Source organism: Bradyrhizobium liaoningense, from assembly GCF_018130785.1.
Classification (GTDB): domain Bacteria; phylum Pseudomonadota; class Alphaproteobacteria; order Rhizobiales; family Xanthobacteraceae; genus Bradyrhizobium; species Bradyrhizobium liaoningense_A.
On record NZ_JAFCJT010000001.1, the window covers coordinates 647,642 to 661,247 of the forward strand.

Below are 13,606 nucleotides of genomic sequence, written 5' to 3' on the forward strand. Positions count from 1 at the left end.
CCTCGACATCAGAGGCTCTTGGCCATGCGCGGATCGAGCGCATCGCGAAGGCCGTCGCCGAGCAGGTTCACGGCGAGCACGGTGACGGAGAGGAACGCCGCCGGAAAGAACACGATGTAGGGCTTGACCTGCCACAGCGCGCGGCCCTCAGCCATGATGTTGCCCCAGGACGGAATGGTGGGTGGCGTGCCGGCGCCGATGAAGGACAGGATCGCCTCCGTGATCATGGCGCTGGCGCAAATGTAAGTCGCCTGGACCAGCATCGGCGCGAGCGTGTTGGGCAGGATGTGCCGCAGGATGATCATCGGCGTGCGCGTGCCGCAGGCGACCGCGGCGTCCACATAGGGTTGCTCGCGCAGCGACAGCACCACACTACGGACAAGACGGGAAACCCGCGGGATCTCGGCGACGGTGATGGCCAGGATGACGTTGCCGACGCTGCCGCGCGTCAGCGCCATCAGCGCGATCGCGAGCAAGATCGGCGGGATCGACATCAGGCCGTCCATGATCCGCATCAAGATGCCGTCGGCCCACCGGATGAAGCCGGAGACGATGCCGATGGCGAGGCCCGCCGCGGACGCGAGGATCGCAACCGACAGGCCGACCGTGAGCGAGACCCGTGCGCCAAAGAGCACACGCGAATAGATATCGCGACCGAGGACGTCGGTGCCGAACCAGAAATCCGCCGACGGCGCCCGCGTGCGTTTGGCAGGCGCGAGTGCTGTCGGATCGACCGTCCCGAGATACGGCGCGAAGATCGCGATCAGAACGAGCATCAGCAGCAGCGCACCGCCGATCGCGACGGTGGGGTGGCCGCGCAAAAGGCCGATGAAGCCGCGCCGGATCGTGACCGGCCGCAGGATTTCAGGCAGTTGCGGCGCGAGAACGAAGTCGGCCGGGAGCGATTGCGGATTGACGGTCGTATCGGTCAATAGCGGATCCTCGGGTCAACGAGCGTATAGGTGACGTCGATCATCAGATTGACGAGGACGTAGACGAAGCTGAACAGCAGCACGATGCCCTGGATGACGGGATAGTCGCGGCGCAGGATCGCGTCGATCGTGAGCCGGCCGAGGCCTGGGATTGCGAACACGCTTTCGGTGACGACCGCGCCACCGATCAGCAGCGCGATGCCGATCCCGATCACGGTCACGATCGGCACCGCCGCGTTCTTGAGCGCGTGGATGAACAGGATGCCGCCCTGCCCGAGACCTTTCGCGCGCGCGGTGCGGATATAGTCCTGCTGCAGCACTTCGAGCATGGTCGCGCGCGTGATGCGCGCGACCAGCGCGATGTAGACGCAGCCGAGCGCGATCGCCGGCAGGATCAGATTCTCCAGCCACGGCCAGAAGCCCTGGGTGAGCGGCGTGTAGCCCTGCACGGGCAGCCATTCGAGCTCCAGCGCGAAGACGTAGGCGAGCACATAGCCGACGACGAACACCGGCAGCGAGAAGCCGAACACCGCGAAGGCCATGATGGCCCGGTCGATCAGGCTGCCCGCTTTCCACGCGGCTACGACGCCGAGCGGCACTGCGACCACGATCGTGAGCAGCAGCGTGATGATCATCAGCGACAGCGTCGGCCCCAAACGCTGCCCGATCATCGTCGAGACCGGCAGGTTGGTGAAGATCGAGGTGCCGAGATCGCCGTGCAGGATGCGCCAGACCCAGCTTCCGAACTGGACCAGGAACGGACGATCGAGGCCGAGGCTCTGGCGAATGCGCTCCACATCCTCCGGGCTTGCCTGATCGCCCGCGATCACCACGGCGGGATCCCCCGGCGCGATGTAGAGCAGGCTGAACACGAACAGCGCGACGATTGCCATCACCGGCAAGGTCGCGACGATGCGACGGAGGATGTAGGAGAGCATCTGGCCTCAACGCACGATCATGCGGACTTCGTCACGCCCCAGAAGAACGGCAGCGGCCCTTTCGTGATGCCGGAGACGTTCTTGCGCCAGGCCGTGTAGGTCAGGAAGAATCCGGTCGGCGCGTAGACGACATCCTCGAGCGCCGCCTTGTTGACCTGCCCGATCGCCGCCTTCTCCTCCTCGAGACTCTTGGCGTCGAACCAGGCCACGATCTCCTTCTCGGTGTTCGGGCTGTTGGGCCAGCCGAACCAGGCCTTGTCGCCATTGGCTCGGATGGCGGTGTAGGCGGCCGGCGTGATGCAGTCGGCGCCGGCATGCCAGCTGTGGAACATGTTCCAGCCGCCCTGTCCCGGCGGCGTCTTCGCCGCGCGGCGAGACCCGACCGTGCCCCAGTCGGTGGCGACGAAGTCGACATTCATGCCGAGCTTCTTCAGAAGATCGGCGGTGACGTCTCCTTGCGCCTTGGTGATCGGCTGGTCCTGCGCCACGAGGCAGGTCACCGGTTGGCCGGAATAGCCGCTCTCGGCGAGCAGCTTCTTGGCGGCGTCGAAATCGCGCTTGCCCTTGAGGATCTCACCGCCCAATTCGCTATAGAGGGGCGTGTCAGGCGTGAAGAAGCCGGGCAGCGACTTCCACAGCGCGGTGTCGTCGCCGACGATCGCGCGCATGTAGTCTTCCTGGCTCAGCGCCATCAGCACCGCACGCCGCGCCCGCACGTCGTTGAACGGCGCGAACATATGGTTCATGCGGAACGAGCCGATATTGCCGAGGGGATCGCCGATATCCACGCTGATGTTCTTGTTCTTCTTCAACACGGGCACAAGATCAGCGATCGGGTTCTCCCACCAGTCGACCTCACCGTTCTGCAAGGCCGCGGCCGCAGTGGCGGGATCCGGCATCACCAGCCACTCGACGCGATCGACCAGGATCTGCTTGCCGCCGGCGAGCCACGAGGCCTTCTCCTGCCGCGGCACGTAGTCGGTGAACTTCTCGAACACCGACTTGGCGCCGGGCACCCATTCGCTCTTGGCGAACTTCATCGGTCCCGAGCCGACATATTCGGTGATCTGCTTGAACGGATCGGTCTTCGCGATGCGCTCCGGCATGATGAAGGAGCACGGCGCGTTGTTCTTGGCGAGCGCGTAGAGCATTTTCGGAAAGGGCTGCTTCAAGACCCATTTGAAGGTGCGGTCGTCGACAGCGGTCAATTCCTGCTGGATCGCAAGGATCATCAGGCCCATCGGATCGCGCGCCGCCCAGCGCGACAGGCTGGCGACGACGTCCTTGCTCAGCACCGGCTCGCCGTCGTGGAATTTGAGGCCGGGGCGCAGCTTGAATGTCCAGGTCTTGCCGTCGTCCGAGGTCTCCTCGGACTCGACCATCTGGCGCTGCGGCTGAAGCTGCGCGTCGATGCCGTAGAGCGTATCCCAGACCAGCGCGGCTGCGTTGCGCACGACATATTGGGTGCCCCAGATCGGATCGAAATTGGCGAGATTGGCCTGCGGCACGAAGCGCAGTGTGCGGGCCGATGCGCCTTGCGCGATCGCCGGGGCCGAGAGGCCGCCCGACAATGCCAAACCGCCCGCGCCAGCCAGTCCCTTCAATACGGTCCTGCGATCCATGAAGTCCTCCCAGTAATGCCGTGATGCCGGCCATCTTTGGCCAAGGGCAGGTGAAACCAGAGCCCATTGGCGTGCAAATGGTATGCCACTAGCTGCACCTTCGCCAGCGGGATCTCACCGCCATTTTGGCTCGCCCAGGCCTCAAAGAGCGGCGGCCAGTGCCGGCCCGGTCTCGATATGCGGGATCGCCTCGACCAACTTCCGCGTATAGTCCGTCTTCGGATTGTCGAACAGCGCCCGGCTCTCGCCCTGTTCCACGATGCCACCGTTGCGCAGCACGATGGTGCGGTCGCACAGCATGCGCACCACGTTGAGATCGTGGCTGACGAACAGCAGCGCGATGTCGTTCTCGCGGCGCAAACGGTCGAGCAATTGCAGCACCACCGCCTGCACCGAGACGTCGAGCGCAGCAGTCGGCTCGTCCAGCACCAGCAGCCGCGGCCGGCAGGCGATGGCGCGGGCGATGCCGACGCGGGCCTTCTGGCCGCCGGAGAGCTGGTGCGGAAAACGCGGCAACAGATCGAGCGGCAAGCCCACCCGCTCCGCACACTCTTCCACCCGCTTGCGCAGCGCATCGCCCGCGCGCATGCCGTCGAGCCGCATCAGGGGATGGGCGATGCAGTCGAACGCCGTGAAGCGCGGGTTGAGGCTCTCGTTCGGGTCCTGGAAGACCATCTGGATGTCTTTGCGCAGCGGCGAGCGATGAAAATCGCGCGACGCGACATGGCCGATCGACTGCCCGTCGAACACGATGTCGCCTTCGCTCGGGTCGATCAGGCGGCAGATCATCCGCGAGGTCGTGCTCTTGCCGGAGCCGGACTCGCCGACCAGACCGACACTCTCGCCGCCGGCCATCGTCATCGAGAAGTCGGCAACTGCCGCAGACCCCTGGTCGAAACGTTTTGCCAGTTTGCGCACCTCCAGCAGCGGCGGCGTCCCGTGCGCGGGGTCCTGCCTGGGCTTGCTGACGACAGTCGCGTAACGCTCCCGCTCCTGCTCGGTCACGAGATCCTCGATCCGCGACGTCGCGGTCGGCGACGCCGCCACCAGGCGGCGGGTATAGGCGTGCTGCGGCGCGGTGAAGAGCGTTTTCGGGCTCGCCTCCTCGACGATGCGGCCGCGCTCCATCACCGCGATGCGGCGGCAATAGCGTGCTGCGAGTCCGAGATCATGCGTGATCAGGATCGTCGCCATGCCGCGCGCGGCGGCAATGTCTGCCAACAGATCCATCACCACCTTCTGGGTGGTGACGTCGAGACCGGTGGTCGGCTCGTCGGCGATCAGCAGCGCCGGATTGCAGGAGATCGCGATCGCGATCATGACGCGCTGGCACATGCCGCCGGAGAGCTCGTGCGGATAGGCGTTCATCCGCGCCTCGGGGTCGCGGATCTGCACCGCGCGCAGCAGGTCGAGCGCCTCGGCGCGCGCGGCGTCCTTCGATATCTTCTTATGCGTGAGGATCGCATCTGCGATCTGCAAGCCGATCGCGCGGATCGGGTTGAGCGCCGCCCGCGGATTCTGGAAGATCATCGACATCGCGGCGCCCTGGAGATGGCGGAGGTCATCGCCCCTGAGTTTTGTGACGTCCTGCCCGCGGAACAGGATCTTTCCGCCGGTGACGCGCCCAGCCGCATCGAGCAGCCGCGTCGTCGCGAAGCCGGTGACCGACTTGCCCGAGCCGCTCTCGCCAACGAGACCGAGCATCTCGCCCTTCCCGACCGAGAGCGTCACGCCGCGCACGGCCTCGACCATGCCACGCCGCGTCGAGAACGCGACGTGGAGGTCGTTGATCCCTAGCAGCTGCTCGCTCATGTGCGCATCCGCGGATCGAGAATGTCCCGCATCCCGTCACCGAGGAGATTGAAGCACAGCACGGCCATCATCAGCGCAAGACCCGGAAACGCCACCAGCCACCACCGCCCGGTCGAGATAAAGCGCGCGCCTTCCGCCACCATGATGCCCCATTCCGGCGTCGGCGGCTTGACGCCGAGGCCGATGAAGGACAGGCCGGCCGCATTGAGAATGGCCCAGCCGAGATTGAGCGAGATTTGCACCGCCATCGCCGGCAGGATATTTGGCAGCAGGAAGCGCAGCACCACCGAAAAATGGCTCTCGCCGCAGGCGCGAGCGGCCTCCACCCAGCCGACATTGCGGCGGACGTTCACCTCGGCGCGCGCGAAGCGGATGTAGAATGGTAGATTGATGATTGCGGTTGCGATCACGATGTTCTCGATCCGGTTGCCCAGCGCAGCGACCATCGCCATCGCCAGCACGAACAGCGGAAAGGCCATCATGACGTCGACGAAGCGGCCGACGGCCCGATCGAGCCTGCCGCCGGCATAGCCGCAAAACGCGCCGACGACGGCGCCGATCACGAAGGAGATGCCGACCGCGGAGACGGCAATGGCAAGATCGAGCCGCGCCGCGATGACGAGACGGCTGAACACATCGCGCCCAAGCTGGTCCGTGCCGGCGATATGCGCCGCGCTCGGCGGCAGCAATGCCTCCGAGACATTGGAGACCACGGGATCATAAGGCACGATCCACGGCCCGAAGATCGCGAGAAGGACGAACAGCATGACGCCGGCCGCGGCAACGGCGGTGAGCGGATTGCCGCGCAGGATCCAGACCGAATGGCGAAGGGTTGTGCTGGTCATTCGATCGACACCCTGGGATCGGCGATGCCGTAGCAGATGTCGACCACCAGATTGACCAGCACGAACAGGCTGGCCATCAGCAGCACGAAGCCCTGCACCGGCGCGTAGTCGGAGGACAGCAGCGCATCGAGCGCGTAGGAGGCAACGCCCGGCCAGGAGAATACCTTCTCCACGAGGACATTGGCGCCCAGCATGGTCGAGAACACGATGCCCGCGATAGTGATGACGGGGAGGATCGCATTCCTCAAGGCATAGGTCACGACCACCTTGCGGCAGGACAAACCAACGGAACGCGCGGTGCGCACAAAGTCGCTGCCGAGCGAAACCAGCATCGAGGCGCGCGTGATCCGCGCCAGCGGCGCGATCACGAACAGGGCCATGCTCACCGCCGGCAGGATCAGCTGCTTGCAGGCCGCCCACCAGCCCTCGACATCGCCGGCGAGCAGGAAATCGATCGACAGGAAGCCGGTGCGCTGCGGCGGCAGCGAGGTGAAGACGTCGATCCGCCCGGTCGGATCAGGCGCGAGCCCGAGCAGATAGTAGAAGACGTAGATGAGTAGCAGGCCCGAGACGAAAGTCGGCACGCAGACACCGAGCGCGCAGAACAGCCGCACGCCGTGATCGACCACCGACCCCGGCCGCAGCGCCGCGACGACGCCGAGCGGCACCGCCGCGATGAGCGCAATCAGGAGCGCTGTGAAAGTCAGTTCGAGCGAGGCCGGCAGCCGCTCGCGCAGATCCTTCAGCACCGGCTGCCCCGTCATCATGGAGCGGCCGAGATTGCCGTGGCCGATGTCGGAGAGATAGAACACGAGTTGCTCCGGCACCGATTTGTCGAGCCCCATCTGCTTGCGGATCTGTTCGATCTCCTCCTTGCCGGCATTGGGCCCCGAGGCGAAGAACACCGCGGGGTCGCCTGGAAGGACACGCATCAGGAGGAAGGTGAAGACCAGTACGCCGAACAGCGCCGGCAGCGACGACAACAGCCGCCTGCCCGCTCGTACCAATGTCGCACCAAGACCGGTCGTCACCCTTCAGAGCTCCTCTTGCTTGCGGCTATCACTTGCGGCTGACGTCGCGATAGTCGACCTGGCGGTGGAACTCGTAGGTGTAGCCCTCGATCGACGCCGCCATCACGGCATCCTGGTTGGGCTGCCACAGCATGATCTGCGGCATCAGATCGGCATGCATCGCATTGAGCTTGCGGCCGGCTTCCTCATACTTGGCCTTATCCGGCTCGAAGCGGGCTTCCTGCGCGATCGTAGCGAGGTCCGGGTTGTTGATCGAGCTGTAGTTCCAGCGCTGATTACCGGTGTAGAAGTTGCGGTAGAAGTAATCGGTCGACGGCAGCCAGGCTACGATGCCTTCGGTGTAGAAGGGAAGCTTCTTCTCGTTGATCTGCGTCGACATCTGCGCGTCCGGCAGCTTCTGGATGTCGACCTTGATCCCGATCTTGCCGAGCGACTCCTTCACCAGCGCGGCCATCGGCTCCGCGGTCGAGGACTGGCCGACGTTGAAGCTGAAGGTGGTCGAGAAGCCTTCAGGAAGACCGGCGGCCTTGAGATATTCGCGGGCCTTGTCGAGATCGAGCTTCACCGGCTGCTGGAACGGATAGATGCCGTTCAGCGGCTTGCCGTCCGGCCAGCTCGCACCGAACAGCGGCGCGCCGCGGCCGAACAGGGCGGCCTTGAACATGTCGTCATAGGGAAGCGCGTAAGCGATGGCGCGGCGGACATTGACGTTGTCGAACGGCGGCATCTGGTTGTTCATCGAGACATAGGTGATCGCATTGTATTGCGGGGTCGAGACCACCTTGAGCTTGCCCTTGGCCTCGAGCGACTGCACGTCGCTGGCCTGGAGATCGACGACGAGGTCGGCGTCGCCACGCTCGACGAGGTTGGCGCGGGTCGCGGGTTCCGGCACGGACTGCACGATCACGCGCTTGAAGAACGCAGGCTTGTTGGCCGAGCCGCGATTCCAGGTCTCGTCGCGCTTGAGGATGACCTGCTCGCCCGGCTTGAAGGTCTCGACCACATAGGCGCCGCTGCCGGCGGTGTGCTCCTTCAGCCATGCGGTGGCCCAGGGATCATCCGCCGTCGCGTGCTCTTTCGCCACTTTCGAGTTGATGATCATCGGGTAGACGGTAGCAAGGTTCGGCAGCGCGAGCTTGTCGGGCTTCGGCAGCGTCACCTCGATCGTGAGCGGATCGATCACCTTGAACTGGTCAGCCGACGTCAATGATCCCGTCAGGAGCTGCGCCTTGCCGAGGATCGGCGCGGTGACGCAGCGATCGAGCGACCATTTGACGTCTTCGGCCGTGACAGGCGAGCCGTCCTGGAATTTTGCGTCCTTGCGCAGGCGGAAGGTCAGCTTCAAGCCATCGGGGCTGACGTCATAGGACTCGGCGAGCTCGCCGGTGATCGTGTCGAGATCGAACACCCATTTTCCGTTGAGCTGCTTGCGGCCGAACGCCACCAGCCGGTCGTATGTGCTCATGCTTAGCGCGAAGGATTCGCGGGTCGATCCGGGGATGTTGGGATCGAGCGTGTTGACGGCCGAGCCGGTGACATAGCGCAACGTTTCCGCCCTGGTTTGTGCCTGCGAAGGCGCGGCGGCGATGAGCAACAGCGCAGTGGTGGCGAGGACGCAGCACCCGGGCCTGAAAGACACAAAACGCATTCGTTTTCCCCAAGATTTCGACTGGAAATGCCGGCAGAGGCAGGTCAAGAAAGAAGCAAGTTGCGCGCCAATCTCGCAGAGGCGCATCGTCGCGGCGGCGCATGGATGATCATCGCTGCTCCTCCATTGTTCGCGCGGGCCGCGTAACCACGGCCTGCGGCACGTCATAGGCGCTGAGCGAAGCCCAGTGACGTTCAACATCGGCGCGAAACAGGCCGCGCGTCAGGCCGTCGACCAGCTTGGGAACGGCCGTCGTCATCGCGTTGATCGACGATCCCGACGGACCAAAGCTCATGGTGGAGCCGATGGCGAACAGATGGATGTCGGAGATCCACGGCGTCTCGCCCGGCACGCGCTCGGTGAAGGCGTAATCGTCGTCGAGATAGGGAAAGCGGCCGAGCCGCGCGTTGCGTTCGCTCGCAGGCGGCTGGTAGCGATCGGCCCAGGTCGCGATATTGCCGGCAAAGCGGCGCAGCTCGCCGCGGCCGGCAAAGTTCATGTCGATGCCGGTGCCGCAAATCACGAAATCCGCCGTGATCGTGCCGCGTGGCGTGTGCAATTCGACGCCGCCATCGGTCTGCCTGGTGCCCTCGACCGGCGCGCCCTCGTGCAGTGTGAAATTGGCGTGACGCGCGCAGCGGTCATAGGTCGGCTGCGGAAAGCCCTCGCGCATCTCGAGGATCTTGCGCATGAAGCGCCAGCGCCAGGCATCATCGAGATCGCTGAGATGGCGCAGGAAGCCGCGGAAGGTCAGCCAGCGATAGGGCTGGATCACCTGGATCTGCGCGCGGCGACAGAGTAGATGCACTTCCGCCGCGCCCGCCTCCAGCGCGGTCGCCGCATTGTCGAAGGCCGACGCGCCGGCGCCGATCACGGCCACGCGCTTGCCGCGGAGCTTCTCGAAGTCGATGTCGTCGGCGACGGTTGCGACCGAGCTTGCCGGCAGATCGCGCAGCGGCTCCGGGATCATCCAGTCGCCCATGCCCTCCTGCCCCGTCGCCAGCACGATCTTGCGGGCATAGAGCGTCTCGATGGCATCGGCACGCTTCACGCGCGCGGCCAGCAGGCCGTCGGCCGCAGGCGCAATCTCGAGAAGCTCGCTGCCATTGCGCACGGGCAAGCCGATCGTGCGCCGTACCCACAGCAGATACTCCGCCCAATGCTCCCGCAGGATCAGGTTCAGCGCCTGCCAGCTCTCCCTGCCGAAGCGGGCTTCATGCCAGGACTGGTAGGTCAGGCTCGGAATGTCGAGGTCGGGACCGGTGTAATCCTTGGGGCTACGCAGCGTCGGCATGCGGGCATAGGTGAGCCAAGGGCCCTCCTCTCCCTCCTCCGCCTTGTCGAGCAGAAGGATGTTGCTGACGCGAGAGCGCATCAGGCCGAAGCCGATAGCAGTGCCGGATTGGCCGGCGCCGACGATCAGCACGTCGAGCGCGAGCTTGCCGTCCGGTCCCGTCTTCGGTTCGAGCCATGCCGCGCCGGGATGCGCGATCATCGCAAGATCGGCGCGTATGCCGGCTTCAAGCTCTGTCAGCGCCTCACTCATGCCGCGAGCCAGCCTCCGTCGACCACCATCACGGTGCCCGTTGTGAAGGACGACGCGTCACTTGCGAGATGCAGCGCGGTCTGCGCGATCTCCTCGGCCTGCCCGAACCGCTTCATGGCGTGGCGGTTGCGGGAGGCCTCGCGCACCTCGTCCGAATTGGCGTGACGGGCAAAGCTGCGGCGAAGCATCGGTGTGTCGATCGCGCCCGGCGCAATCGCATTGACGCGAATGCCGTCGGTGGCGAAATCCACCGCCATCGTCCGCGTCAGGCTGACGATCGCGCCCTTGGCGGCGATGTATGCGCTGTTGCCCTTGCCGCCGGCCATCGCCAGCTGCGATGCCAGCGTGATGATCGAGCCGTTCTTCTGCCGCTGCATCTGCGGCACCGCCGCCCGCGCCCACAGCCAGGTGCCGCCGACATTGGCGCGGAACACCGCGTCCCAGTCCTCCACGCTCGTCGTCAGCACGGTGCCGCCGACGGAGAAGCCTGCCGCGGTCATCAGGATGTCGAGCCGGCCGTGCCGCGCGACGACATCGGTAACAACGGCTTCGGCGAAGCCGGCATCACCGACGTCGCCGACATGCGTCGTTGCCTCGCCGACCAAGCTCAGCGTTTCCTGAAGCCCCTCCGCGTCGCGATCAACCAGAGCGAGGCGCGCGCCCTCCTCCGCGAACAGCTTGGCGCTCGCGCGGCCGATGCCCGAGCCCGCTCCGGTGATGACGGCCGTGCGCCCCTGCAGCCGCATGTCAGATCCCCTCCTTGTGCTGCATCCACCAGGCGCTCATCGCGGCGGCCGACTCCACGCAGCCGAACCGCGCTCGCCAACCGAATTCGTCGGCCATCCGCTTGACCGACATCGGCGCACGATCCCCGCCGTGGAGCTTGATGAAGGTCTTCTCTCCGGGAGACGCGAGCCGACACTGCAGCCCAGGATGCAGGGCCGCAAACGCCTCGCCCCATTGCAGCGCCGACCAGGCCACACCGCTGGAAATGTTATAGAGTCGGCGGCGCGGCCGCTCGGTCTCGATCAACACCGCTACGGCTTCGGCGGCGTCCGGCGCGTAGGTCCAATCCTTGATGCCAGGTGCAGGGAGAAGGGCCGGTTCGCCGCGGGCGAATGCAGCAAGGATCTGGAACTGGAGGCTCGGCGTATCGCGCACCGAGCCGGGCCGCTCCCACGGACCGAACACGGCACTTAAGCGCACGCTCAGGAAATCACCGCCAAAGAGCTCGGCGTGCCGTGCCACCGATCGCTCCGAGGTGAACTTGCTGATCGCATAGAACGAGACGGGATCGCAGGGCGTTTCCTCGTCCAGGACCTCGAACCGCGCGCCCGATGCGCCGTAAGCCGATGCCGACGACAGATTGACTACCCGGCGAACACCATGGCGGATCGCCGCAAGCAGAATGGGGATCTGCGCCATCACGTTGATTTCGAGAACGCGCGCAGTCGATACCCGCTCGAGCTCTTCGCCAGCCGTAACCGCCGCGCCGAGCACGATCGCATCGCAGCCCCCGGCAATGAGAGCGTCGATGCCATCCGCGTCGGTGATGTCGCCCTGAACAACCTTGAGCCGCTCGCCATAATCGGCCAGGGATCGCTGCGCAGCCGGCGGCAGCGGCGCACGATCATGCAGCGTGACGTCATGGCCGCGCGCGAGCAGCGCCTCGGCGAGATTGAGGCCGACAAAGCCGGTGCCGCCGAAGACGACGATCTTCATCGCGCGCGATCCGCCGTCACAGCAGCTTTGCTCCAAAGTTTCGCTCAGGATCCATATCCGCCACGAGTCGTCCGGTCGGCTTGGCCGCCTCGCCGCCGCTGCGCGCCAGGAATTTGCCGCTGCCGGCGCTCGCAAGGCATTTGTCGCCGTCGACGATCACCCGGCCGCGCGACAGCACCGACACTGGCCAGCCCTTCAGCTTGCGGCCTGCGAACGGCGTGTAGCCCGCGAGGTCGTGCATCATCTCGTCGGCGATCACGGTCTCGCGATTGGGATCCCAGATCGCGATATCGGCATCGGCGCCGACCGCGATCGACCCCTTGCGCGGATGCAGATTGTAGATCTTGGCCGGCGCGGTAGATGTCAGCTCGACGAATTTTTCGAGGCCGAGGCGGCCCTTCGACACCATCGCGTCGAACAGCAGCGGCAGCCGCAGTTCCAGTCCCGGCAGGCCGTTCGCGACCTGCTTGAAATTCGGATTGGGGCCGGCGCGCAGCTTGCCGGTCTCGTCGTAGCGATAGGGCGCATGATCCGACGAAATGGTCTGGAGATCGCCGAGCGACAGCGCCTGCCACAGCGCTTCCTGGTCGGCATGCGTGCGCGGCGGCGGACTGCACATCCACTTGGCGCCCTCGGAACCGGGCTTGTCGAGATCGTTCGCGGTGAGGAACAGATATTGCGGACAGGTCTCCGCAAAAACCTTCAACCCCTGCCCGCGCGAGCCGCGGATCACCTTGGCGCCTTCGGCGGTCGAGACATGGAAGATCATGATCGGCTGGTCGATCAGCGCCGCCATGCCGATCAGTCGCGTAAAGGCTTCGGCTTCCGACACGCGGGCGTGGCTGACGGCGTGGTATTTCGGCATCGTGTAGCCGCGCGCGAGCAGCCGCTTCACCATCCAGGCGATGATGCCGTGATTTTCGGCATGGGCGCACAGCATCGCGCCGGACTGGCGCGCGGCAAGGAGGATGTCAAGCAAGGGCTCGTCATCGACCTTGAGCCGATCGTAGGTCATGAAGATCTTGATCGATGCATGCCCCTGCTTCACCAGCGCCGGAATGTGCTCCTCGACCGTCTCTTTGGTCGCGTCCGCAATGATCATGTGGAAGGCGTAGTCGATCACGGCGCCCTTCTTGGCGAGCGTGTGATAATCCTCGACGACTTGCGGCAGCTTCATGCCGACATGCTGGGCGGCGAACGGGATCACCGTGGTGGTGCCGCCGAACGCGGCAGAGACAGTCGCGCTCTCGAAGGTGTCGGCATTCATGATGCCCGCTGCGGACAGCTGCTCGATATGGGCGTGGCTGTCGACGCCGCCCGGCAGCACCAGCTTGCCGCGCGCGTCGATCTCGCGCTTCGCCGCGGGAAGCCCGCGGCCGATGGCCGCGATGGTCTCGCCGGAGATGGCGACATCGGCCTCGAACACATCGGTCGTGGTGGCGACGCGTCCGCCGCGGATGATCAGGTCGTAAGTGGGTTCAGTCATGAGGCACTCCATGATATGCCTGAG

General features: G+C 65.4%; 11 protein-coding genes. All 11 read right to left on the bottom strand.

The annotated features are described in order from the left end of the window. Positions 1-8 precede the first annotated feature (8 nt). On the bottom strand, positions 9-932 hold the full coding sequence (locus JQ627_RS02885; protein WP_212482630.1) for an ABC transporter permease: 924 nt from the start codon (positions 930-932) through the stop codon (positions 9-11). Further along, positions 929-1,870, bottom strand: a complete 942-nt coding sequence (locus JQ627_RS02890) for an ABC transporter permease (protein ID WP_212482631.1) — start codon at positions 1,868-1,870, stop codon at positions 929-931. The genes JQ627_RS02885 and JQ627_RS02890 overlap by 4 nt, the downstream gene beginning before the upstream one ends. 17 nt (positions 1,871-1,887) lie before the next feature. Then, a complete protein-coding gene (locus JQ627_RS02895) occupies positions 1,888-3,492 on the bottom strand; it encodes an ABC transporter substrate-binding protein (protein ID WP_212482632.1) in 1,605 nt (534 codons plus the stop codon). A 141-nt stretch (positions 3,493-3,633) separates the two neighbouring features. Beyond that, a complete protein-coding gene (gene nikE, locus JQ627_RS02900) occupies positions 3,634-5,304 on the bottom strand; it encodes an ABC transporter ATP-binding protein (RefSeq protein WP_212482633.1) in 1,671 nt (556 codons plus the stop codon). Continuing rightward, positions 5,301-6,149 carry an ABC transporter permease gene (locus tag JQ627_RS02905; protein ID WP_212482634.1) on the bottom strand — a complete coding sequence of 283 codons (849 nt, stop codon included), beginning with the start codon at positions 6,147-6,149 and terminating at the stop codon, positions 5,301-5,303. The genes nikE and JQ627_RS02905 overlap by 4 nt, the downstream gene beginning before the upstream one ends. Next, complete coding sequence (locus JQ627_RS02910; protein WP_212482635.1) at positions 6,146-7,180, bottom strand: ABC transporter permease; 1,035 nt, start codon at positions 7,178-7,180, stop codon at positions 6,146-6,148. Before JQ627_RS02910 ends, JQ627_RS02905 begins: the two co-directional genes overlap by 4 nt. 28 nt (positions 7,181-7,208) lie before the next feature. Then, the gene (locus JQ627_RS02915) at positions 7,209-8,828 is read right to left on the bottom strand and encodes an ABC transporter substrate-binding protein (protein WP_212482636.1); all 1,620 of its coding nucleotides are present in this window, start codon (positions 8,826-8,828) and stop codon (positions 7,209-7,211) included. 109 nt (positions 8,829-8,937) lie between these two features. Beyond that, positions 8,938-10,374, bottom strand: a complete 1,437-nt coding sequence (locus tag JQ627_RS02920) for an NAD(P)-binding domain-containing protein (protein WP_212482637.1) — start codon at positions 10,372-10,374, stop codon at positions 8,938-8,940. Beyond that, a complete protein-coding gene (locus tag JQ627_RS02925; protein ID WP_212482638.1) occupies positions 10,371-11,120 on the bottom strand; it encodes an SDR family oxidoreductase in 750 nt (249 codons plus the stop codon). Before JQ627_RS02925 ends, JQ627_RS02920 begins: the two co-directional genes overlap by 4 nt. Position 11,121: 1 nt before the next feature. Then, on the bottom strand, positions 11,122-12,096 hold the full coding sequence (locus JQ627_RS02930; protein ID WP_212482639.1) for an NAD(P)-dependent oxidoreductase: 975 nt from the start codon (positions 12,094-12,096) through the stop codon (positions 11,122-11,124). A 16-nt stretch (positions 12,097-12,112) separates the two neighbouring features. Continuing rightward, positions 12,113-13,582, bottom strand: coding sequence for a dihydropyrimidinase (gene hydA, locus JQ627_RS02935; RefSeq protein ID WP_212482640.1), 1,470 nt, complete (start codon positions 13,580-13,582; stop codon positions 12,113-12,115). Between the last annotated feature and the right edge of the window lie 24 nt (positions 13,583-13,606).